This window comes from Ruminococcus sp. 1001136sp1 (assembly GCF_039841815.1).
Classification (GTDB): domain Bacteria; phylum Bacillota; class Clostridia; order Lachnospirales; family Lachnospiraceae; genus Blautia_A; species Blautia_A faecis.
Map to the genome: position 1 here is coordinate 57,491 of NZ_JBDPGY010000005.1, position 23,298 is coordinate 80,788.

Here is a 23,298-nt window from a genome sequence, read left to right on the forward strand (position 1 = left end):
GACATATGGGAAGCGAAAACAAAAATGGAAAAGTACCGCTGATCAGTAAGATTGCATATGGGTTTGGTGATGTTGGATGTAATTTCAGCTGGATGTTCGTCAGTAATTTTCTGATGATATTTTATACAGACGTGTTCGGAATCAGTATGGCGGCTGTGTCAGCACTTATGCTTTTTTCAAGATTCTGGGATGCAATCAATGATCCAATCGTCGGGGGACTTACAGATAAAACAAAATCGAGATGGGGACGGTACCGTCCATGGCTGTTAGTAGCGGCACCAATCACAGCGATTCTTCTTGTTATGACATTCTGGGCAAGACCCGACTGGCCGCAGAATGGAAAGATCATTTATATGGTAATTACATATTGTCTGCTGGTTTTGGGGTATACCTGTGTGAATATTCCATATGGAACCTTGTGTGGTGCTATGACACAGGATATTGATGAACGTGCAAAAATAAATACATCCCGTTCGGTTGCAGCGATGATTGCAATTGGTGTGATAAATATTATCACAGTTCCACTGCTCAGCAAATTCGGCAGTCATAGTGCAAAGACAGGATATCTGACGGTTGCGGTCATATATGGATGTATTTTTACAGCCTGTCATTTCTTCTGCTTTGCGAAGACGAAAGAGGCAGTGCTTACTCCGGAAAAAGAAAAAATTTCTGTAAAGATACAATTGAAAGCAGTCATGCAGAACAGACCATATCTTCTTGCATTGGCAGGACAGATATTATTTGGATTTACACTGTATGGTAGAAACGCAGATATTCTGTATTACTTTACATATGTGGAAGGGAATGCCTCCTACTACACAACTTATTCGATGTGTATCATTATTCCTTCTATCATCGGGGCAGCCTGTTTTCAACCATTATTCCGCAAGTTAAATAACAAAGGAAGAACAGCATCTCTCTTTGCTTTATTTACAGGAATTTTCATGTTGACTATGTTTTTCTTCAATGCCAAAGAATCACCGGCTATTTTTTATGCATTATCTGGTCTCACACAGTTTTTTTTCTCTGGATTTAATACCGCAATCTATGCAATTATTCCAGACTGTGTGGAATATGGGGAGTGGAAAACCGGACTTAGAAATGATGGTTTTCAGTATGCATTTATTTCACTTGGAAATAAAGTCGGAATGGCAGTTGGAACAGCACTTTTAGCAGGATTACTTGGAAAATATGGTTATATTGCAAATCAGAAACAAAATGCAATTGTACTTTCAATTATGAAACATGCATTTACGACGATTCCAGGTGCACTGTGGATTGTGACTGCGGTTGTATTATTTTTCTACCGGTTAAATAAAAAACGTTATAACGAGATTGTGGAAGAACTGAAAAATGGAAGAAAAAGTTGATATCGTGGCATTGGGAGAATTGCTGATTGATTTTACGGAAGCAGGACACAGTCAGGATGGGAGAAAATTGTTCGAACAGAATCCCGGCGGTGCTCCGGCAAATCTTCTAACCGTTGCAAGCCACTTTGGGTATCGCACATCTTTTTCAATCAGATCTAAGATATTTCCTATTGTTTGAAATAGCTTTTTGTAATAATCTACTTCCATTCCATGCATTAAACATATGGGCTAATTTTCTCTGGTTGGATGGCTTGGAATAGTAAGCGGATATTTTAGGACTGATTTTAGTCTGACCAGTCATCCAGCGGCAAACCAGACCATTATCCATAGAAAAATCCTGATTTGCCGGATCATCCATAAAATCTTCAAATAATTCGTATAAAAAATCAGGCTGACTCATTTGATTACTTTCGCTGATATGGTTTTTTAAACAAGTGCTAATAGAAGAAAAATCGCATTGATTCAATAGAAATTCCCCTTTCGTAGTTAAGATTGAGTATATCTATCATAACACGAACATATATTCGATTCAAGAAAATGCGGATATTTTTAAAGTGATTGTGTCAATTTACAATCAATTTCTATTCAATGTGGTTTTCCAGCAGGTTCTGTAAAATAAGCTCAGATCAAAACAATGACGGGAGGAGCTTATGCAACAGAATATTGAATTTGAGCGGTGCATTGATTTTCTGGTACGGATGATCGATAAATACGGTAATGAAGTCCTCCGGGACACTTCAAGGGATATTTCAAGGTATGCCGTTTGCCGTTATTACATTGACGGAAAAAAGACGCAGAGGTATAATAAAAAGGAGTTTACGGTCTTTTCACTATTAAAGTGGAGAGAGCGCATGAAATATAAAAGGATGAGGAAAAAATGAAAACCAAATACGAATTCAGAGACATTCTTCCAGAGGAGTTAGATCAGGTGATTCAGATCGAGCAGATCTGTTTTCCGCCAAATGAGGCCTGCTCTGCCAAGAGTATGAGAGAACGAGTGGCAAATGCAACCGAGACATTTATGGTTGCAGTGGATAAAGAAACAGGTAAAGTTGCCGGCTTTCTCAATGGGGTGGCAACAGACGAAGCAGTCTTTCGTGATGAATTTTTTACGGATAGTACTCTTCACAACCCGGAAGGAAAGAACGTTATGCTCCTTGGGCTTGATGTTCTTCCGGAGTATCGCCACCAGGGGCTTGCCCGTGAAATCATGACACAATATGTGGAAAGAGAACAAAAAAGAGGACGCGAATGCCTGTACCTGACCTGTCTGGATAACAAAGTAGAGATGTACAAAAAAATGGACTACACCGACAACGGAATTTCCGGTTCCGCTTGGGGCGGGGAAGAATGGCATGATATGAGCAGGAAAATCAGATGATCCGGCTTCAGGATATTGCGGATATGGCGGGAGTGAGCAGGACTACCGTATCAAATGTAATAAATGGCAATACGAAAAGAGTTTCCCAGAAAACCATTGATAAAATAACGGCAATCCTGAAAGAACAGAATTATGTTCCGCATATGGGTTCCGTTATGCTGTCCGGACATGGTTCCAGGATCATAGGCGTGGTACTTGGTTTTGCCCAGGCTCATGGAATGTACTCCCTGCAGGACTCCTTTGTAGGAGAACTGGTAGGAACCATTCAGATGGAAGCTGAAATGAAAGGATACTATGTCATGCTGATCGGAGGGGAGAATATCCAGAACGTGGTGGATATTGCTTCCAGATGGAATGTAGAAGGACTGATCATTCTGGGATATAATGATGAAAAATATCGGAAATTGTCCAGAAAGCTGAATAAGAAAATGGTTCTCATAGATGCCTATCCCGCAGGAGAATATTTTTTCCAGAATGTGGGAGTGGATGATTATTCAGGCGGCTATCAGATTGGAAGTTACCTCTGTTCCTGCGGTTTTGACAAAGCTTTGTTTCTTGCAGAAACAGATATTGACAGTGATTACAGCCGTTGGATGGGCTTTAAGCAGGCTATGGAAAAAGAAGGAAAATTCTGTAGCCGCACTCGTCTGATCGTGATCCCGGGGGAAAGAAACCGCCGTATCCAGAAATATAAAGAACTTCTTCCGCGTTTTCTGCAGGTAAAAGCAGTGGCATTTTCCTCAGATTATGCAGCAATTGAGGCCATGAACTTTTTGTCAGATCATGGAATTAAGGTTCCGGAACAGGTATCTGTTACCGGCTTCGACGACAGTATCTATGCCAGAATGGTCCGTCCAAGACTTACAACAGTTCATCAGGATGTAGGTCAGAAGGCACATTTGGCGTTCAGCCGCCTGCTTCGGATGGTTGCCGGGGAGCAGTTAAAAGAGTTTAATATAAAAAGTCCGGTGTACCTTGTAAAAAGAGATTCTGTGAAAATATGAACAGATCGTTCAAAAGAATTTGAAGAGAAGACAGTCAGGCTATAGAGCCTGTTTGAAAAATCATTCCCGCAATCTGCACGCCCCACTTTGCGGGAGATTTCACCCGAATTCGGTTGCCGTAGCCCGCTACGGTGCCCTCATCCGGGCGAAATCTCCCACAAATTGTGACGCACATCTTGCAGAAAGCCTTTTTCAAACACGCTCTGGAGCCTGACTGTTTTTTTCGTAACAGAAGCTTACGTTTGGATTCCCTGTTACATAAAGAAAACAATTTGCATGAAATCCCTGCTATCAGGGGAAATTATAAGACAGGGGGGACAATCTAAGAACTCATGAATCTTCATGATATAAAACTATACAATATGCACAAAATACAAAATAAAAGTTTGTCTACAATTTAAGTTTCTCGAGAAACCTGTTGATTTTGCTGGAAAGTTACGATATTATGAAGCCACCGAAAGGAAAGCAGGACAGACGTGTCCGGAAAAGCTTTCAAATAAACAAGTGCTGCGCAGCCTTCATTGAGTAAAATAATGGAGGAAAGAAAGATGAACAAGAAACTTATTTGCACATTAATGGCAGGTACATTGCTGGTTGGTACAGTTACCGGCTGCGGCAGTTCCTCTGAGGGAGATTCTTCTGCAAAAGGAACGGAACTGGAGCTTTTTTCCAGCAAGGCAGAAAACAAGGATATTCTTCAGAAGCTGGTAGACAAATTTAATGAGACACATGAGGACGTGACAATCAAGATCACAGCTCCGGCAGATGCAGGAACTGTATTAAAGACCAGAATGGCGAAGAATGATATGCCGGATATCGTTGCAATGGGCGGTGACAATAACTACACAGAGGTAGAAAGTGCCGGAATGCTGGTGGACTTAAGCAGCGAGGATTACATTTCCAATATTCAGGAATCCTACCTTCAGATGGTATATGATGTAAATAAGGATAAAGAAGAGAAAGCATATGGCGTTCCGTATGCAACAAACGCTTCCGGTGTCATTTATAACGTTGACAAATTCAAAGAATATGGCATTGAGATTCCAAAAACATGGGACGAATTCATTGATGTACTCGAGAAACTTCAGGATGCAGGTGAACAGCCACTTCTTATGACATACAAAGATGCATGGACAAGTAACTGCCCATGGAACAGTATTGCATCTGACCTTGCTCCGGAGAGCTTCAATGATGACCGTAAAGCCGGCAAGACCACATTCGTTGGAACACACGAGGAAATTGCAGAAAAATATATGAAGCTTCTTGACTATGCTCAGGATGATTTTATGGGACTTACCTATGATGATGGAAATAAAGCTTTTGCAAATGGCGAAGCAGCCATGATCATCAATGGAAACTGGGCAATCAACCAGTACAAAAATGCAAATGCAGATATCAATGTGGATATGTTTGCACTCCCGGCTTCCAATGAGAAATCCCAGAACTATGTAACCTCTGGTGTAGATGTACTTCTTGGTGTATGCAAAGACAGTGCAAATGAAGAAGTGGCAAAAGAATTTGTATCCTTTATGCTTGAGCCGGAAAATGCAAAAATGTACATTGATGATCAGTTTGCTTTCTCAGCTGTAAAAGGTGTAGAGCAGGAGAATGAGACAGTGGCAGGTGTGAAAGAAGATATTGCAGCTGGAAAGGTTGCAAACTTCCCAGATCATTACTATCCATCCGGATTTGATATGTCCGCACTTCTGACCGAAATGTGCCTGAACTACATAAACGGAATGGACAACGAGGAGAACATAAATCAGTTCCTTGCACAGTGCGATGAGAAATATGACATTGCAAATGTAGACTGATCTATGTGACTGATGGAAAATACAGGCGAAAGGTGAAGAACGTGAACTGTCACCTTTTGATCCGTATGAATTGTAAGGCTGCTGGCCACTGAGTGAACAGCAGCCTTGTAAGAAAATAAGGGAGGATTCCATGAAGAATAAAGCCCCACGGAAAAAACCTGCTGTTAACCGGGTTTACTACATTTATGTAGGAATTCTTGCAGTTCTGTTTTTCACTTTCCACACCATTCCATTCTTAAAAGGTGTTATGTACAGTTTTACAGACTGGAGAGGATATGGAGAGTGGAATTTTGTAGGACTTCGAAATTATATCCATATGTTTTCTGATGTGGATACAGGAAATGCATATTTGTTTACATTCAAATTTGCGGTGATCACTACTATTCTGGTAAACGTGATCAGTCTGATCCTGGCCTGTGCATTAAATGCAAAGATCAAGTTTAAAAACACAATCAAAGCTTTTTATTTCCTTCCATATATGCTGGGAAGTCTGATCGTAGGATTTATTTTCAACTATATTTTTGCGAACCTGATTCCACAGCTGGGAAAAGGCCTTGGAATCAAAGCTTTAAGTGTAAATATTCTTGGAACCAATCATGCTATCTGGGGAATTGTTGCGGTATCCTTATGGATCGGATGCGCTTTTAACACCTTGATCTACATTGCAGGACTTCAGTCCATTGACACAGATGTATATGAGGCTGCTGACCTGGATGGAGCGACCGGCTTAAAAAGATTCAGCAAAATCACGTTCCCTCTGCTGGCACCATCTTTTACCATCAATATGGTACTTTCCGCAAAGGGTTATCTGATGGTTTACGATCAGATCATGGCTATGACAGATGGCGGTCCTGGAACCAGCACAACATCTATTGCAGTATTGATCTACAAAAAGGGCTTCGGAGGCGGACAGTTCGCTTATCAGTCAGCCAATGCGGTTATGCTTTTTGTTGTAGTAGTACTGATTTCCGTATTCCAGCTGCGTGTACTTGAGAAGAGGGAGGAAAAATTAGGATGAAACAGAATACAGTGAAAGTAAAAGAGCGTTACAACTGGCCTGTTACGATCCTTCTGATCATTGGAATCGTACTTGTCATCCTGCTGCCTCTTTATATGGCACTGATGATTGCCATCAAGGATCCAACAGATATGAACAACATTCTGGCACTGCCAAGAAAAATCAGACTTCAGAACTTTGCAGATGCCTGGGTAATGACAAATTTTCCAAGAAAGTTTCTTAATACAGCATTTATCACAGTGGTGAATCTGATTTTTACACTGATCACAAACTCTTTTGCCGCTTATGCCATCACAAGAAACCGTAAAAAGAGCAAATTCTTTTCCCTCATGTATTATTACTTTATCAGTGCCATGTTTATACCGTTCCAGGTAATCATGCTTCCGCTGGTTGTGCAGGCAAATGCTTTTCACCTGGATAATATTTTCGGAATTACATTCCTGTACATTATTTTCGGTCTTCCTATGAATACGTTCCTTTATACAGGGGCAGTAAAGGCAATCCCGGAGGCACTTGACGAAGCAGCCATGATTGACGGGGCAAATCCGATTCAGATTTTTTCCAGGATCATTTTCCCGGTTCTGAAGCCTACCACAGCTACAGTAGCAATTCTTTCCTTCATGTGGACCTGGAATGACTTTACCATGCCATTGGTACTGTTAAGTGATGAAAGCCAACAGACACTGCAGCTTGCCCAGTATGTATTTAAAAAACAGTTTTCTGTTGATTATAATCTGGCATTTGCTTCTTATCTGCTTGTTCTGCTTCCAGTGCTGATCGTGTATATTTTCTGTCAGAAATGGATCATGAATGGTGTAGTAGCCGGTGCAGTAAAATAGAGAAAACAAATACGCGCCATGGGAATATTTCACTGCGGTCATGTACCGGGCAAGAATATTCTGTGGGAAAATAAATATAGAATATCAGGAGGACAGCCAGGAAATGAAGAAGAACTGGTGGAAAGAAAGTATTGTATACCAAATCTATCCAAAAAGCTTCAATGACAGCAATGGGGATGGAATTGGTGATATCAGAGGAATTATAGAGAAACTTGATTATCTGAAGGAACTTGGGGTAAATGTTCTGTGGATCTCACCTATGCTGGAGTCCCCACAGGATGACAATGGCTATGATATTTCAGATTATCGCAGAATTTACAAAGATTACGGAACCATGCAGGATTACGAGGAACTGCTTTTTCAGGCGCATGAGCGTGGAATCAAGGTGCTGATGGACCTGGTTGTAAATCATACTTCAGACGAACATCAGTGGTTCCTGGAGAGCAAAAAGTCCAAGGATAATCCGTACCGTGACTATTATATCTGGAAAAATCCGGTAAACGGAAAAGAGCCAAATAACTGGGGCGGTGCATTCGGCGGTTCTGCATGGGAATACGACAATGAGACACAGATGTATTACCTGCACCTGTTTTCCAAAAAACAGCCGGATCTGAACTGGGAAAATGAGAAAGTGCGCCAGGAAGTTTACGATATGATGAAATTCTGGTGTGACAAGGGAATCGACGGCTTCCGTATGGATGTGATCAGTATGATTTCAAAGGATCAGGCTTTCCCGGATGGAGAAGTGAAAAGCGGCCTGTATGGAGATTTCGGTCCATACAGCGTTCACGGTCCGCGGGTCCATGAATTTTTACAGGAAATGAACCGTGAGGTATTGTCCAAATATGATATCATGACAGTTGGGGAAACTTCTGGTGTTACCATTGAAGAGGCACAGAAATATGCCGGGGAAGACAGTGGCGAGCTGAATATGGTGTTCCAGTTTGAACATGTAGAAGATGCTTCTCCGCATGCGGAGTTTGGCAAATGGACCACTGACAGATATGACTTTAAGGCTTTCAAAAAGACGATGATCAAATGGCAGGAGGAACTTCAGGGAAAAGCATGGAACAGTCTTTTCCTGGGAAATCATGATCAGCCAAGAAGCGTTTCCAGATTTGGAAATGACAATCCGGCATACCGAGAGACTTCTGCAAAAATGCTGGCAACCTGTCTTCATATGATGCAGGGAACCCCTTATGTATACCAGGGAGAAGAGCTTGGCATGACAAACGCATATTTCCATAAGCTGGAAGATTATAAGGATATTGAGAGCATTCAGTATTATACAGAGCTGACAGATGCAGGGCTGATGGAGCCGGATTACATGATGAAATGTCTGATGCTCAGAAGCCGTGATAATGCAAGAACACCTATGCAGTGGGACGGTTCAGAAAAAGCAGGTTTTACAGATGGGGAGCCGTGGATTAAAATAAATCCGAACTGTAAAGAAATCAATGCAGCCAGTCAGTTGGATGATCCGGATTCCATTTTCCATTATTATCAGAAACTGATCGCTCTTCGCAAGGAGAAAGATATTATTGTGTACGGTGAGTTTGAACCTCTTTGCCGTGAGGATGATCAGATTTTCGCATATACAAGAAAGCTGGATGAGGAAAGACTTCTTACAGTCTGCAATTTCAGTGAGCAGTCTGCAGAATTTGAAGTTCCTGCAGAATTTGAAGGTTCCCGGTGCCTGATTACAAACCTTGACCGAAAAGTATTTGCGGGTAAGGTCGTGCTGAAACCTTATGAGGCATTTGTGTTATATAAATAAACAGGTTACTGGACGCGAAGCAGACAGCAGCAAAAACAGACTGAAAGGGGCAAAATTTCTTGCCCCTTTTTATGAAAGACGAGGAAGAATGTTATGATCAGAAAGTTCAGATACGGCGCTCCTTTTAATACGGAGGCGCTGACAGAGGAGATTGAGACAGCGGATGGTGCTTTTCCGTATGGGAAGATCAGCCTGGAGAGTGGCTTTGATTTTACCTATGTGATGGATGAGGAGGATATTGTCTACGGGCTTGGAGAGGCCAACCGTGGAATCAACAAAAGAGGTTACTGCTACATCAGCAATTGTACCGATGATCCAAACCACACGGAGGACAAACGCTCCCTGTATGGTGCCCACAACCTTATTATCGTAAGTGGAAAGACAACCTTCGGTCTATTTTTCGATTATCCGTCTGAACTGACCTTTGACATTGGGTACACCAGAATGGATACCCTGAAGGTGACATGTGCAGATGCAGATCTGGATGTGTATGTGATCGGGGGTGAGTCTGCTTATGACATTGTAAAGCAGTTCCGCCATGTGATCGGACGTAGCTATATTCCCCCGAAATTTGCATTTGGTTTCGGACAGAGCAGATGGGGATATACCACCAAGGAGGATTTTCGCAAGGTGGCAGCAGGATACCGTGAGAATCACATTCCCCTGGACATGATCTACATGGATATTGATTATATGGATTCCTACAAGGACTTTACGTTGAATCCGGAGAATTTCCCTGATTTCCCGGATTTTGTAAAAGAGATGAAAGACCAGGAGCTACGCCTGATCCCTATTATTGATGCTGGTGTAAAAGTGGAAAGCGGCTATGAGGTTTACGAGGAAGGTGTGGAAAAAAGATACTTCTGCCAGCGGGAGGACGGAAGTGATTTTGTGGCAGCCGTATGGCCGGGGGATACTCATTTCCCGGATTTTCTGAACAAGGATGCCAGAAAGTGGTTTGGAGACAAATACAGCTTCCTTATTAGACAGGGGATTGAAGGCTTCTGGAACGATATGAATGAGCCTGCTATTTTCTATTCCTCAGAGGGAATGGAAGAGGCGAAGAAACTTGCCGGAGAGTTTTCCCAGGATAAAGACGGTAAGATCCACATTTGGAAAATGCAGGGCGAGCTAAACGGACTCGCAAACAACCCAGAAGATTACCGCAGATTTTATCATAATGTGGATGGCAAAAAGATCCGTCACGACAAGGTACATAACCTGTTTGGCTACAATATGACAAGAGCAGCAGGCGAAGCATTCGACCGCATTGATCCGGAGAAGCGTTTCCTGATGTTTTCCCGTTCCTCCTATATTGGAATGCACCGTTACGGCGGAATCTGGATGGGAGACAATAAATCCTGGTGGTCACACATTCTTCTGAACCTGAAAATGCTGCCGTCTCTGAATATGTGCGGATTCCTTTACACAGGAGCAGATCTTGGCGGATTTGGCGCGGATGCAACAAGAGACCTGGTGCTTCGCCATATGGCACTTGGGGTATTTACTCCGCTTATGCGTAACCATTCCGCAATCGGAACAAGAGAGCAAGAGTGCTATCAGTTTGAGAATGTTGAGGATTTCCGAAATGTGGTAAATACGAGATACCGCCTTGTTCCGTATCTGTACAGCGAATACATGAAGGCCGCTTTAAACGATGATATGTATTTCAAACCACTTGGCTTTGTTTATCCGGATGATAAGATGGCAATCCGGGTGGAAGACCAGCTGATCCTTGGAAATGAGATTATGATCGCACCGGTTTACGAGCAGAACGCAAGAGGGCGTTATGTTTACCTTCCGGAAGAAATGAGGTTTGTGAAATTTCTGACAGACGGAAGTATTTCTGAGGAGATTCTGGAAAAGGGCGTTCATTATGTGGAGGTTGCCTTAAATGAAGTGCCTCTGTTTATCCGGAGTGGTAAGTGTATTCCGGTTGCAGAGGCTGCGGAGTGTGTGAAGGATATTGATACTTCCAAACTCACTATGCTGGGATATGAAGGCAGCAGTTATACTTTGTACGAGGATGATGGCGTGCATAAGGAGTACGATAAGGCTGAGAATTATAGAAAATTAGAAAAATAACAGAATGAAAAGATCCCTTGAAAGTCTTTGGAAATTTCACGACGAGGTTTAAAAGATTTTTTAAACAGGATCCAGAAGACAGAAAATCGGAGCTGGCCATCAATTTCCAGCTCCGATTTTTTCAGATACCATATCGATAAACCACACCAACAGAATCAATCCCAGCATGATTGCACCAGCTTTTTCCCAGGCATATTGATTCATGGAAAAAATAAGGGGCGCTCCGATTCCGCCTGCGCCTACCAGACCGAGAACGGAAGCTTCACGGATGTTTACATCAAACCGGTAGAGGATGATAGAGGTGAAAACAGGCTTCAGCTGCGGCAGGACACTGTGGCAGATGGCGGGAAGAGGACGGACCCCCATGGCCAGCAGCGCATGATAGGGACGAGGGTCCAGGGCATCTAGTGCTTCTGTAAATCTTTTGGTGAGAAGTCCGATACTGCATACGGCCAATGTCAGCACTCCTGTGAAAGCTCCTGGCCCGGATACCCGGATGAAAATCAGTCCATACACCAGAAAAGGCACCGAACGGATTACCATGATCACCAGGTTAAAAAGAAAGGACACAGGAGCAGGTACGAAACGTTTGGTATTTAGAAAAGCCAGCGGTGCAGATACAATGGCTCCGATTACCGTTCCAATAAAAGCAATGCACACTGTTTCCAGTAAAAGATACCCAAGCCCATCTTTTTCAGCCGAGAAAAAGAAGCTCCAGTCTGGCTGCAGAAAGCCAGCAAACATATTTCGCAAAGTCTGTGGACTGGTTCTGGAAAAATCCGGCAGGGAAAGGGTAAACGTGCAGATCAGAAACAGGGCAGCCAGAAACAGAAGCAGCAGTCTGGCCTGCTCTTTTTTTATTGTGCGCTCTTTTCGTATCAAGGCGGCCAGATACCGACTGAAATATTCAATCACACACACTGTTAGAAACAGCATCAGCAGAATGGTCCCCACTTTGTCATACTCCAACCAGGAAATCTTCTCATTGAGAAGCAGTCCGATACCGCCAGCTCCCACATATCCTAAAATGGAGCTGTGCCGTACATTGGTTTCCAACAGGTAAAGTGCATTGGTGAGAAATCCAGGAATGATCTCTGGTAGAATTCCATGGATATAAGCTACATACTTTGAAACACCCATAGCCCGAAGTGCCTGGTAAGCTTTTACATCGGCGGCACTTGCATCCTCGTAGGTAAGTTTTGTCATAATGGCAAAGGTGTACAATGTAATGGCAAAAGTACCTGCAAAAGTTCCAAGCCCGAAAAGAAAGGTAGCAGTAAGCGCCAGAATCAAGGCTGGAAAAGAACGGAGAATCTGGATTACAATTCTAAGTATCCGTCGTATTACAGCTGGAAATCCTAAGTTTGCAGCGCCAAAAGGCGAGAGTACAAGGGCAAAAAAGATGCCAAGTACCGTTCCGGTAACAGACATCTGAATGGTGTAAAAAAGCGGTAGCAGGATCTTCTGAATATAGGAAAAATCTGGCGGGATCATATCCACGACCAAGTCGGTGAGGTGGCTCCTTCGTTTCCAGAAAGTTACAAGGTCACAGTCTGTGAAATTTGCTGCAAGGAAAAACAAAATCAGAAAAGAAATTGGAACAGCAAATTTTGCCACAATGGAATTTTTGCTTATTTTGTTATCATTCATAAGCGACACCTCGCTTATTCTCTATCTGAGTATCATTTTTGTTATAAATTTGTGTAGTGATAGAATCAGTCAGATCAGCAGTCTTACCGTCAAATACAACCTTGCCATCTTTCAGACCAATAAGTCGGTCGGAGAACTCCTGGGAGAATTCCAGATTATGGCTGTTCATTAAAATGGTGACACCATCAGTCGCATGAATACTCTTCAGCAACCCTAGAATCTGTCTCCCGGTAACTGGATCAAGAGACGCCACCGGTTCATCTGCCAGCAGGATCGCCGGGTGCCGCATAAGTGCTCTTGCAATTGCCACCCTTTGCTTTTGTCCGCCAGACAGATTCTTAATCGGTTCCTCTGCCTTTTCCAGAAGTCCAACCCGATCCAGCAGTTTCAGAGCTTCTTCTTTACGTGTTTTTCCATAAAGTCCAAACACGCCCTGGAAAAATCCCATATCCGGAAGTCCGGCAGTCAGCACATTCTTCAGACAGGTAGAATTCTCCACCAGACAAAAGTCCTGATAAATGGTTGCGATGGATTTTTGCAGTTCACGTTTTTTCCTTCCTTTTAGAGAATCAAAGCGCTTATCATCCAGAAGCACCTGTCCGCCAGTGCACTCCATCATTCCATTGAGAATGCGAAAGAGCGTTGTCTTCCCCGCCCCCGAAGGCCCGATCACCGAGACAAATTCCCCCTGTGAGACGGAGAAATCCACATCTGCCAGGGCTTTTGTGCCATTATGAAATTTTTTTGCGATATGCTGAATCTGTAAATTCATAGATAATCCTGCCTTAAATATGATTTCGTTGCTATTTAGTTGATTAAAAGTTCTTCAATGCGGACGCATTTGGACAATGTGTATTACTCACTCGCCGGCGCAACGCTGCAGCGAACTAATCGCTAACTGCGACTAATGCGTTCGGGAGAGCCCTCACGCATAAGTCTCCGTAAGCGCTGGATTTCGCCTACGCTAAGAGCGCGCCTAAAATGGCTCGCTGGAGTAATACACATTTCCCAAATGCTGTGTACGGGCTGGGGCTTGCTGGGTGACAAGAACTTTTAACGAAGGGGGAGGGGGAGTGACTGGCTTCCCTATACTTTCTTGGCAACGATAGATTGGCAAAAAAACAATAAAGCTGCGGGATACCAATTACTTCACCCTCCCCCCGTTGTTGTCGTTACTGTTTCTTTCTTCCCTTTCCAGTAACCAGCGATTTTGCAATGTATATTCGCAAGCCGCGCATTTCAGGAGCGGTTTTAGTGGAGGCAAGATCCATGACTTACGGAGACTTAGGCGCGAAGGCTTTCCTGAGCGTCTTAGTCGTAGTTAGTCATTAGCTTGCCAGAACGCCTGGACGCGCGGCGGTGAATATACATTGTGAAATCGCGTCCGGGATAACGACCAACACATTAAATTGCAATTGCCGGGACCAAAAAGCCCCGGCAACATTTTATTCCATAGATTTCAAGAGCTCCTGCGCCTCGCGCTCGCCATCGTAATTGGAGTCATCACCCCATTCATATCCAACCTGGCTGAACACACTGATAATATCTTTTCCTTCGTCCGTATTCGCAATCTCAATAAAGGAATCTCCAAGCGCCTGGCGGAAATCTTCATCCTGCATAACTTCAGAAGTCTTGCTGTAGGCAATCATATCATTGTAAATCTTATCTGTAACTCCGATCACACCAGTCTGATTTACCATATCATCTGTACCTCCGAAGGTCTCTTTCCATTCCGGTGCGTATTTGGTACGGATGTGGCCATAAGAAACCATCACATCAGCCTGTTCGGAAGCCAGACGTGCAAGAGAAGTGGTATAAGAATCAGACTCCACCGCATTTGCCAGATCGCTGATTCCCTTGCCATATTTCTCGTTCAGCCATAAGCTTGGATAAATATAACCGGAAGCAGAAGTCGGTCCCATAACAGCCCAGGTAGCATCGTTCAGATCATCCCAGGTAAGCTCTTCGCCGTTATTTACCTTTTCCAGTAAAGCCTGTCCCTTTTCGCTTGGACCTGCCAGAATAATAGAACGGTAATAGGTAGACATCTCATCGGTGTTTTCTTCGATTGTACCATCATTCCAATCTTTCGGATCATCAGAATCTTTGTTGATTCCATAGCGAAGGGCGGTAAGAAGAACGTCACAGTCATCAGAGAAAAGTACGTAATTTCCGCCTGAAATAAATCCGATATCTGCGCTTCCAGCACTTAAAGCCTGGCCAACAGCGGTGTAGCTTGTACCTACTGTCATGTCCACGTTCTCCACGTCATACCCCTTGGTGAGCAATGTTTCCTTCAGTAAATCTTCCAGCGGCTCGGTAGCAGTGGTGATGGTGTCGGAATCTGCATATGGGGAAAATGCAATCTTCAGAGAATCAATGGTTTTGGTGTCCTCTGCAAAAACAGTGACAGTGCTCCCAACGGTAAGTCCCAGGCATAATGCCAGGGAAAGTGCGGATACAATGTGTTTCTTCATAGTGAAATACCTCCATGCTTTTGTTTGATCATATAATGTGTTACTGTGCATTTGAAATGTTACGCAAAGCGAATCGCTGCGAATAAAATGGGCAGTAACTTTATTTCTGCTGGAAGTCGGTTATAACGAGAAAATTGCCCAATTTCTTACTATAGAATGTTTGAAAAAATTTTTCTGCAAAGCTGGGAATAGAGATTACAGCAATGGACTCTCAAATATGCCATGGTGAGAAGGGCTCATTATTCATGTAAATAAAAATACATGCCTCCCAGCATGTATCGAAAATGACTTTCGAGCAGATGCTGACAATCCACCTGCAAAAAAACAGGTGAACAGGTTTCGGTCGATCCTAACGGGATCCTCTCAACCCGGACCTACGGGCTCCCTCGCAATCTGGTTTTCGTCATCACAAATTCTGACCGCAGCACAAGGGCGCTCCCCCTGGTGCTGCATTCCGTTAACCGGATAAATTGTATCATACCTGCCCTGGAATTACAATAAAAAATTCTGGCATAGCATTTGTAAAAATGGAGATGGAGATGGAGAAGTTATTGCTTATTCGAAGTTCAATAATATGGAAAAAAAACATGGCAGTTCTCCATCGAAAATAATTGACGTGGTATATGCTTTAGTGAGGGAAAGAAAAATCCCCGTAACAGATCAAATTTAAGGTCTGTTATGGGGATTTATGTGTAGGAATAGTTATAAAAAAGTGTAAAACTCTATAATTTCAATCCGTTATTGTGGAAAGCCTGCAATTATTTAATTGCATCCAACGCATTGGAAATATCCGCGATCAGATCCTCTTTATCCTCAAGACCAAGGCTGATACGGATCAGCTCTGCCGGTACGCCAGCTTCGATAAGCTGCTCGTCTGTCATCTGTCTGTGGGTAGAGGTGGCAGGGTTCAGGCAGCAGGTTCTTGCATCTGCTACGTGAGTCTCAATTGCGCCAAGCTTTAAGTTCTGCATAAAAGTGGAAGCTGCTTCACGGCCGCCCTTCAGACCGAAGGAAACAACACCGCAGCCGCCGTTTGGCAGATATTTCTTCGCTCTGTCATAGTATTTATTAGATGGAAGTCCAGGGTAATTTACGTAAGCTACCTTCGGATGGCTTTCCAGAAATTCTGCTACAGCCTGTCCGTTCTCCACATGCTTCGGCATGCGTACATGCAAGGACTCCAGTCCAAGATTCAGGATGAAAGCACTGTTCGGGGACTGCATGGAACCGAAATCACGCATAAGCTGAGCGGTACATTTCGTGATGAATGCGCCTTCTTTTCCAAATTTCTCAGCATATGTAATTCCGTGATAGCTTTCATCTGGGGTGCAAAGTCCCGGATATCGGTCTTTGTGCGCCATCCAGTCAAAGTGACCGCCATCAATTATAGCACCGCCTAATGCTGCACCATGTCCATCCATGTATTTGGTGGTGGAGTGAGTAACAATGTCAGCCCCCCATTCGATGGGGCGGCAGTTCACTGGTGTAGGAAAGGTATTATCTACTACAAGGGGAACCCCATGTTCGTGAGCAACTTTTGCAAAAAGTTCAATATCCAGGACGGTAAGTGCCGGATTCGCAATGGTTTCGCCGAACATAACCTTGGTATTTGGCTTGAAAGCTGCGTTTAATTCTTCTTCTGTAGCATCAGGGGAAACGAAGGTTGCGGTGATTCCCATTTTGGCCATGGTAACAGAGATCAGGTTGAAGGTTCCGCCGTAAATGGAGGAAGAAGCTACAATATGGTCTCCACACTCGCAGATATTGAATAGTGCCATGAAATTAGCTGCCTGTCCGGAAGAAGTAAGCATAGCTGCGGTTCCACCTTCCATTGATGCAAGCTTGGCTGCTACATGGTCGCAGGTGGGATTCTGAAGACGGGAGTAAAAATAGCCCTCAGCCTCAAGGTCGAAAAGCTTTCCCATATCCTCGCTGGTGTCGTATTTGAATGTTGTTGACTGAATAATCGGGATCTGTCTTGGTTCACCATTGCCAGGTTTATATCCAGCCTGAACACATTTTGTTCCCATTCTGTAATTGTTCATGATGTGCCTCCTCATCTGGTAAAATAAGCTCCCTGTGGAGAAGTGTTCACAGAGAGCGTTCACATAGAGATATAGTATCATTTTTTTATAAAAATAGCAACGGCTTGGTGGAAATTGTGACGAACATCCTGCAGAAAGGGTTACTGTTCACTCCGTTCACAGTAACGCGCTTCGCGATGCACAGAAATCAAGCATTCGCATGATTTCGCGTCGCACTTCTCGGGTTTTCTGTGAACTTTGTTCACAAAAAACATCTCGCGGAACGTTACCAGTGAACAGTAATAGAACGGGTTACTGTGAGCGGTCACTTCTTATTTCGCGAAATATCTTCAATGATCGTGGTATTTATGTCATCTTCATACAGACGCATCTGCACTTGCATAGGTGTGGGATCGTTGGTGAGTTTCATTCTTCCGAAGTGGTTAAAGAAGAACAGGATGCCGAGACCGATACCGATGGAATAGGAGATTTCCAGAACAGTATTGCCGGTTGTGGGCTGTCCGGTGACTTGGGTGTAGATCTGCTCAAATAGAGCGGGGATGTCTACGTCATTGTTAAAGGTCATAATGGAAAAGCCTGCACCGAAAAAGGTGGCGAGGCAGACAAATATGACTTTGCACCATCTTATAACAATATTGACAGTTCCTTCCTTCTGATAGGTGATGATGAAGTTTGGTTCGCCAATATGCGTAATATCAAGATCAGGCTCTTTGAGCTGGATATCATTTATAAGATCCATAACAGAAATCACATACCGGCCTGTCTTGTCCGGATCCAGGTTTGCTACCGGGAGAACCCTTAGGTGATTTAAAATTTTGGAATTGGTGCAGGATAGCTTGGCAATGTCCTGAAGATAGACATGGGGGTGATGAACCTCCACGTTTTCTTCGGTTTGGATGTATAGTGTGTCACTCATGAAATTCACTCCCATTGTAAAAATGTTGGTTTCAGGCAAGGATAAAGTACGTTGTTATTCTTTCATTTTCGGTTTAAAAAACCAGCTTGCCAGATAAGAAAAAATCAGGGCTGCAGAGACACCAGCTGCGCAGGCGGTGAAGCCTCCTGTGAAAAGCCCGATGACACCATCTGTGTCGATGGCTTCTTTCAGACCTTTCCATAGTGTATTCCCGAAACCAAGTAATGGCACAGCAGCACCGGCACCGGCGAAATCAATCAGAGGCTGATAAATGCCTATGGCGCCAAGAATAGAGCCGGTGCATACCAGAAGAACCATGACACGTCCAGGCATAAGTTTGGTTTTATCAAGTAAAATCTGGACAAGGGCGCAGATCAGGCCACCTACCCAGAATGCATTAAAATAGTCCATGAAATCATCTCCTCATAGATACAGAAAAAGATAGTTGGTAGAGACAGATTATAATTAATACAGTACGGCTTATAGGACTGCAATTATACAGGAAGTACGCACAATTATTTAGTTTACTGCTTTTTATCTTTTTTTGAAACATGCTCTAATACTACAGCATGTGCAATCCCCGGAATGGAATCTCCCTCATTAAAACTTGTTTTGGAAAGCAATGCTCCTGTAGGAACAAAGAGCACCTTTTTCCAGGTTCCTTTTGCCAGTTCCGGCAGAATATAAGCAGCCAGCACAGATGCACTGCATCCACAACCACTTCCACCAGAATGAGTATCCTGTGTTTCACCATCAAAGATTAAAAGTCCACAGTCCTGATAAATGGACTCTATATCATATCCTTTTTCTTTTAACAGATCCAGCAGGATCCGTTTTCCAACAGCTCCCAGGTCTCCGGTGAAGATTGCATCATAATCATCAGGTGTTCGGTCAAAGTCACAAAAATTCCGGTAAATGGTATCGCAGGCGGCAGGTGCCATGCATCCACCCATGTTCAGAGAATCCTTAAGTCCAAAGTCAATCAGCTTTCCAGTGGTGAGTCCTGTTATTTGGACACATCCTTCTGCTGAAATTAGCGGATCAGTCTTTTCCGGAATTTCCGGAACAGGCAAAGTTCCGGAGAGAACACAGGCACCGCTCCCGGTAACCGTCCACGTGGCTGAGAGAGGACGCTGGTTTCCGTAAGCCAGAGGAAATCGGAATTCTTTTTCTGCGCTGGCAAAATGGCTGGAAGTGGCACAGAGAATATGTTCTCCGTATCCGGCTGCAACAGACATGGCGCCAAGAGAGAGGGATTCCCCTATGGTGGAGCATGCACCGAAAAGTCCGTAAAATGGGATTCCCATTCCGGCAATTCCAAAGGAAGAGGCGGTAGTCTGAGCCAGAAGATCACCTGCGAAGGTCATGCGGATATCCCCTGGAGTAAGTCCGGCTTTTCCAAGGGCCAATGCGGCTGCTTCTTTTTGCATGGTGCTTTCCGCAGCTTCCCAGGTAGCCTCTCCAAACATAGGTTCTTCGCAGACCAGATCAAATTTGCTTCCAAGAGGTCCTTCCCCTTCCTTTTTTCCAACTACAGAAGCACAGCTTACAACGTAAACCGGATTCTGAAAGCTCATACTGGCAGAACCGGTAAGTCTGGCTGGTGTCTGTGGATTCATGAAATCACCTCCATTATTTTCAGAAGATAGTAGATCACTCCGGCAATCCAGGAACTCATGATTCCGTAAAGGATTACAGGACCTGCAATGGTGAAAATCTTGCAGCCAATTCCAAAGACCTGACCCTCCGTTTTATATTCAATGGCAGGGGCGGCTACGGAATTAGCAAAACCGGTGATTGGAACCAGACTTCCCGCTCCGCCAAATTTTCCAATCTTTGGATAAATATTAAATCCAGTAAGAATAACACTGATGAAAACCAGGGTAACAGAACACCAGGTACCGGCCATATCCTGGTCTAATCCTCTGGATTTTGCAAAATTTGTTATAATCTGCCCAATGACACAGATTACACCGCCTGTGAGAAAAGCCTTTGCCATGTTCATGGGAAGACTGTGGGTAGGGGTGATCTGTTTTACATAGTCGGCGTATTGTTTCTGCTTTGCTTTTGGTATGGAACTGTTCATAAATGCCTCCTGTAGCTATGATGAATGGAATTGCTTGCTTAGAGTACAGTAACCTTTTGGTTTCTATTATTATGTGAAAAAATATGTAAAATATACTTTCTTTTTAGCTGAATTTATACTATCATGATAGTATTGTTATAGTTATTACGGAAGATGATGCTATTGCTCATAAACAGAATGACAGTAGCCTCATATTATAAACCGAAGAAGAGAGGTACCTTATGGGAAAATATTTTATAGGGAAGGGAGTACAGCTCCTTACAGAGGAAACTGAGAATAAGATCAGAATCTATAAGCTGGGACTGCTTCAGCCGGAATTTGGACATATGCCATGCATCAGTGGGAATGCATTCACTTTTCTATTGGCAGAAGAAGGAGAAATACAGTGTCAGATAAATCAGGAAAAAGTAGATCTGGAAGCTGGCGAGGCGTTATTTATCAATGCAGGACAGTCCTATCGTCTGGTCAGAAGTGAGAAGGAAAGCAGCAGTTTTTATATAATTGAGGTGGCTGGAGAGTATCTGGCAGCTGGAGATGAGAGCCTTCAGAATAAATATATTTCACCGGTTGCAGAAGCAGAATCCTTCGCTTATTGCAGGTTTATGCCGTCAGCTGAGGAAGATACAGATGAAGACATTCTTCTTCAGGCACTTCTCGCCGCTGCGCAGACAGCAGAAGGCAGGGATATGGCCTATGAACTGGATATGAAGAGCTGGCTGTTCACTGCATGGGGAAGTCTTTATAAGAAATTTGCCCAGCCGCGTCCGGAATGTAAGAATGCAGTGATCAGAGAACGGGTGAAACTGAATCGTATGACAGGATATCTCACTGAGCATTGTAACGAGAAACTGACTCTTTCTGCTATGGCAGAAGCATGTCAGGTAAGCACTGGTGATTTTTGCCGTTTCTTTAAGAAACATATGGAGATGACTCCATTCGAATATTTGCAGAAATGCAGAATTTGGAACAGTATGGATGCAGTTCTGGAGAAGACAGCTTCCATGGGAGATATTGCAGTGGAAAATGGTTTTGCAGGAGCAAGCTATTTTTCAGAGACTTTCCGAAAAGAGATGGGCTGTTCTCCTGCAGATTATCGGAAATGGTACCGTGACCTGTCAGATGAATGTCCGATAATCACCGGAGAAAATAAAGAAGAAAGCGCCAAGGTGTCAAAGAAGGATAAAAAAGGAAAGTCTGGTAAAAACGTTCCTTCTTATTTATTATAGAAAATTAGCTGCGTTGATTTTTTTACGCAATTCAGGGAAACCACCGTTTATAAAAATAATACAAAGATCCCAAAGCTTTTCCGAAGGCCACTGCGATCACGACCCATCGGATTCCATTGGTCAGTTTGATCCTTCTGGAAAAGATGGGGAAAACATCTGCCATCTCAGCAAGTGCCATGATCCATCCGCCCAGGAAGATACCGGAAAAAAGTCCATAAAGGAGCAGAGTAAAGGTTCCGCCTGGAATGTGCCAGCCATAGAGGAAAAAAAGATTACCACATACAATGCCAAGAAGCGTAATATCTTCATATAACAATATATGTTTTCCTGTATGAGTGATACCGGCATAGCGGGGAACGATGGAAAGACCGATAAGCAGGCCAACTACACCGCCTGCGATGATGATTCCAGAGCAGAAGCCAACTATGGATAGGAAAATTTGCTGGAGCATGGGTGAGATCTCCTTTCACGAAACGAACCTGTCGCTGAGAAAAGTTTGTTGTTTTGCAACTGTCATAACAACATTTAGTATGGAAAGAATCTTGGAAAATATGCGTTTTTTCTGTACATTTGTGAAGTTAAATAGTATAATAAAACGATGCGGCAATGGAAAGAATAGGATTGGCGCAGATATCATTTGATAGAAAAGTTGAGTATAGAAAGATAGAGGATGTAAATCTGTGAATGTAAATTTAAAACAGCGGTTCCAGGAAATTCTGGAAGATAACCGGATACTGGAAGCGGAGCTTATGAGCAGGCATACTACATTCCGAATTGGCGGTCCGGCAGATTTCTTTCTGGTACCGGAGAATGCTGATGAGATTAAGAAAATCATAGCTGTTTGTAAGGAAAAAAATGTTCCGTATTTTATTCTTGGAAATGGAAGCAATCTTCTTGTAAGCGACAAGGGCTATCAGGGAGTAGTAGTGCAGCTGTATAGAAACTTTGGACAGATCAGAGTTGAAGACAGCAGGATCCATGCCCAGGCAGGAGCTCTTTTATCTGGAATTGCTGCAGCTGCAAGAGAGGCATCGCTGACTGGCTTTGAGTTTGCAGGGGGAATTCCGGGAACCTTAGGCGGCGCTGTGGTGATGAATGCAGGAGCGTATGGCGGAGAAATGAAGGATGTTCTGAAAGAAGTCACGGTTCTTACTCCAGAGGGCGGAGTCCTGACCTTGCAGGCAGATGAACTTCACATGGGTTATCGAACCAGTGTGATAAAAGAAGCAGGCTATATTGTTCTGGAAGCTGTCATTTCTCTTGAAAAGGGTGATCAGGAGGAAATTCGCAGCCGTATGCAGGAGCTAGCAGGGATGCGAACCAGCAAGCAGCCACTTTCTTATCCAAGTGCAGGAAGCACTTTCAAACGGCCAGAGGGCTATTTTGCAGGCAAACTGATCATGGACAGCGGATTGCGAGGCTATCAGGTAGGCGGTGCCCAGGTTTCTGAGAAGCATTGCGGTTTCGTGATCAATACAGGAAATGCCACAGCGAAAGATGTTACCACGTTGATGTCTGATGTTCAAAGAATTGTTATGGAGAAATTTGGTGTGAAGCTTGAACCAGAGGTGAAGTTTCTGGGAGAATTCTAGAGCCATGAAGAATCCTTT

The 23,298-nt window shown here is 43.6% G+C and carries 20 protein-coding genes and 3 pseudogenes; 12 read left to right on the forward strand and 11 right to left on the reverse strand.

What is annotated here, in order from left to right; genetic code table 11:
* Positions 1 to 5: 5 nt before the first annotated feature.
* Both ABHC48_RS05695 and ABHC48_RS05700 read left to right on the forward strand, forming a co-directional pair.
* Positions 6 to 1,370, forward strand: a complete 1,365-nt coding sequence (locus ABHC48_RS05695; protein ID WP_195699055.1) for an MFS transporter — start codon at positions 6 to 8, stop codon at positions 1,368 to 1,370.
* Positions 1,354 to 1,515, forward strand: a pseudogene (locus ABHC48_RS05700) (carbohydrate kinase); the annotation flags it as partial. The gene ABHC48_RS05695 and the pseudogene ABHC48_RS05700, both read left to right, overlap by 17 nt.
* On the opposite strand, the gene ABHC48_RS05705 reads toward ABHC48_RS05700, so the two are convergent.
* A complete protein-coding gene (locus tag ABHC48_RS05705; protein WP_173735065.1) occupies positions 1,516 to 1,836 on the reverse strand; it encodes a hypothetical protein in 321 nt (106 codons plus the stop codon).
* 411 nt (positions 1,837 to 2,247) lie between these two features.
* Between ABHC48_RS05705 and ABHC48_RS05710 the strand changes: the two genes are divergently transcribed.
* Positions 2,248 to 2,751 carry a GNAT family N-acetyltransferase gene (locus ABHC48_RS05710; protein WP_195699054.1) on the forward strand — a complete coding sequence of 168 codons (504 nt, stop codon included), beginning with the start codon at positions 2,248 to 2,250 and terminating at the stop codon, positions 2,749 to 2,751.
* Positions 2,748 to 3,755, forward strand: a complete 1,008-nt coding sequence (locus ABHC48_RS05715) for a LacI family DNA-binding transcriptional regulator (RefSeq protein ID WP_173771802.1) — start codon at positions 2,748 to 2,750, stop codon at positions 3,753 to 3,755. The genes ABHC48_RS05710 and ABHC48_RS05715 overlap by 4 nt, the downstream gene beginning before the upstream one ends.
* A 34-nt stretch (positions 3,756 to 3,789) precedes the next feature.
* Here the strand turns inward: ABHC48_RS05715 and ABHC48_RS05720 are convergent.
* A pseudogene (locus ABHC48_RS05720) lies at positions 3,790 to 3,891 on the reverse strand (DUF6783 domain-containing protein); the annotation flags it as partial.
* Between ABHC48_RS05720 and ABHC48_RS05725 the strand changes: the two are divergent.
* From ABHC48_RS05725 to ABHC48_RS05750, 6 genes and pseudogenes are all read left to right on the forward strand, one after another.
* Positions 3,868 to 3,969, forward strand: a pseudogene (locus tag ABHC48_RS05725) (DUF6783 domain-containing protein); the annotation flags it as partial. The pseudogenes ABHC48_RS05720 and ABHC48_RS05725 overlap by 24 nt on opposite strands.
* Before the next feature lie 334 nt (positions 3,970 to 4,303).
* A complete protein-coding gene (locus ABHC48_RS05730; protein ID WP_195699053.1) occupies positions 4,304 to 5,569 on the forward strand; it encodes an extracellular solute-binding protein in 1,266 nt (421 codons plus the stop codon).
* A 130-nt stretch (positions 5,570 to 5,699) separates the two neighbouring features.
* Complete coding sequence (locus ABHC48_RS05735) at positions 5,700 to 6,587, forward strand: sugar ABC transporter permease (RefSeq protein ID WP_118581263.1); 888 nt, start codon at positions 5,700 to 5,702, stop codon at positions 6,585 to 6,587.
* Positions 6,584 to 7,426 carry a carbohydrate ABC transporter permease gene (locus tag ABHC48_RS05740; protein ID WP_173769318.1) on the forward strand — a complete coding sequence of 281 codons (843 nt, stop codon included), beginning with the start codon at positions 6,584 to 6,586 and terminating at the stop codon, positions 7,424 to 7,426. Before ABHC48_RS05735 ends, ABHC48_RS05740 begins: the two co-directional genes overlap by 4 nt.
* Before the next feature lie 103 nt (positions 7,427 to 7,529).
* Positions 7,530 to 9,203, forward strand: coding sequence for an alpha-glucosidase (locus ABHC48_RS05745; protein WP_195699052.1), 1,674 nt, complete (start codon positions 7,530 to 7,532; stop codon positions 9,201 to 9,203).
* A gap of 93 nt (positions 9,204 to 9,296) precedes the next feature.
* The gene (locus tag ABHC48_RS05750; protein WP_195699051.1) at positions 9,297 to 11,288 is read left to right on the forward strand and encodes a TIM-barrel domain-containing protein; all 1,992 of its coding nucleotides are present in this window, start codon (positions 9,297 to 9,299) and stop codon (positions 11,286 to 11,288) included.
* Between the two features lie 99 nt (positions 11,289 to 11,387).
* Here the strand turns inward: ABHC48_RS05750 and phnE are convergent, their stop codons facing one another.
* The 8 genes from phnE to ABHC48_RS05790 form a co-directional block, all read right to left on the reverse strand.
* Complete coding sequence (gene phnE / locus ABHC48_RS05755) at positions 11,388 to 12,938, reverse strand: phosphonate ABC transporter, permease protein PhnE (protein WP_195699050.1); 1,551 nt, start codon at positions 12,936 to 12,938, stop codon at positions 11,388 to 11,390.
* A complete protein-coding gene (gene phnC, locus ABHC48_RS05760; protein WP_195699049.1) occupies positions 12,931 to 13,710 on the reverse strand; it encodes a phosphonate ABC transporter ATP-binding protein in 780 nt (259 codons plus the stop codon). The genes phnE and phnC overlap by 8 nt, the downstream gene beginning before the upstream one ends.
* A 673-nt stretch (positions 13,711 to 14,383) precedes the next feature.
* Entirely contained in the window at positions 14,384 to 15,415 is a 1,032-nt protein-coding gene (locus ABHC48_RS05765; protein WP_195699048.1) for a PhnD/SsuA/transferrin family substrate-binding protein, read from the reverse strand.
* A gap of 758 nt (positions 15,416 to 16,173) precedes the next feature.
* Entirely contained in the window at positions 16,174 to 17,460 is a 1,287-nt protein-coding gene (locus ABHC48_RS05770; RefSeq protein ID WP_118581246.1) for an O-acetylhomoserine aminocarboxypropyltransferase/cysteine synthase family protein, read from the reverse strand.
* Between the two features lie 304 nt (positions 17,461 to 17,764).
* Positions 17,765 to 18,376 (reverse strand): stage V sporulation protein AA, encoded by a 612-nt coding sequence (locus tag ABHC48_RS05775; RefSeq protein WP_118581243.1) that lies wholly within the window; start codon positions 18,374 to 18,376, stop codon positions 17,765 to 17,767.
* 54 nt (positions 18,377 to 18,430) lie between these two features.
* Positions 18,431 to 18,787, reverse strand: coding sequence for a SpoVA/SpoVAEb family sporulation membrane protein (locus ABHC48_RS05780; RefSeq protein WP_118581240.1), 357 nt, complete (start codon positions 18,785 to 18,787; stop codon positions 18,431 to 18,433).
* A gap of 113 nt (positions 18,788 to 18,900) precedes the next feature.
* Positions 18,901 to 19,995: a stage V sporulation protein AD gene (locus ABHC48_RS05785; RefSeq protein ID WP_195699047.1), complete on the reverse strand. Its 1,095-nt coding sequence runs from the start codon at positions 19,993 to 19,995 to the stop codon at positions 18,901 to 18,903.
* Entirely contained in the window at positions 19,992 to 20,462 is a 471-nt protein-coding gene (locus tag ABHC48_RS05790) for a SpoVA/SpoVAEb family sporulation membrane protein (RefSeq protein ID WP_195699046.1), read from the reverse strand. Before ABHC48_RS05790 ends, ABHC48_RS05785 begins: the two co-directional genes overlap by 4 nt.
* A 221-nt stretch (positions 20,463 to 20,683) precedes the next feature.
* Between ABHC48_RS05790 and ABHC48_RS05795 the strand changes: the two genes are divergently transcribed.
* Positions 20,684 to 21,688, forward strand: a complete 1,005-nt coding sequence (locus tag ABHC48_RS05795; RefSeq protein ID WP_118581232.1) for an AraC family transcriptional regulator — start codon at positions 20,684 to 20,686, stop codon at positions 21,686 to 21,688.
* 31 nt (positions 21,689 to 21,719) lie between these two features.
* Here the strand turns inward: ABHC48_RS05795 and ABHC48_RS05800 are convergent, their stop codons facing one another.
* Positions 21,720 to 22,139, reverse strand: coding sequence for a stage V sporulation protein AB (locus ABHC48_RS05800; protein ID WP_173716322.1), 420 nt, complete (start codon positions 22,137 to 22,139; stop codon positions 21,720 to 21,722).
* Between the two features lie 229 nt (positions 22,140 to 22,368).
* Here ABHC48_RS05800 and murB point away from each other — a divergent pair, with 229 nt between their 5' ends.
* Positions 22,369 to 23,280 (forward strand): UDP-N-acetylmuramate dehydrogenase, encoded by a 912-nt coding sequence (murB, locus tag ABHC48_RS05805; protein ID WP_118581229.1) that lies wholly within the window; start codon positions 22,369 to 22,371, stop codon positions 23,278 to 23,280.
* Positions 23,281 to 23,298: the final 18 nt, after the last annotated feature.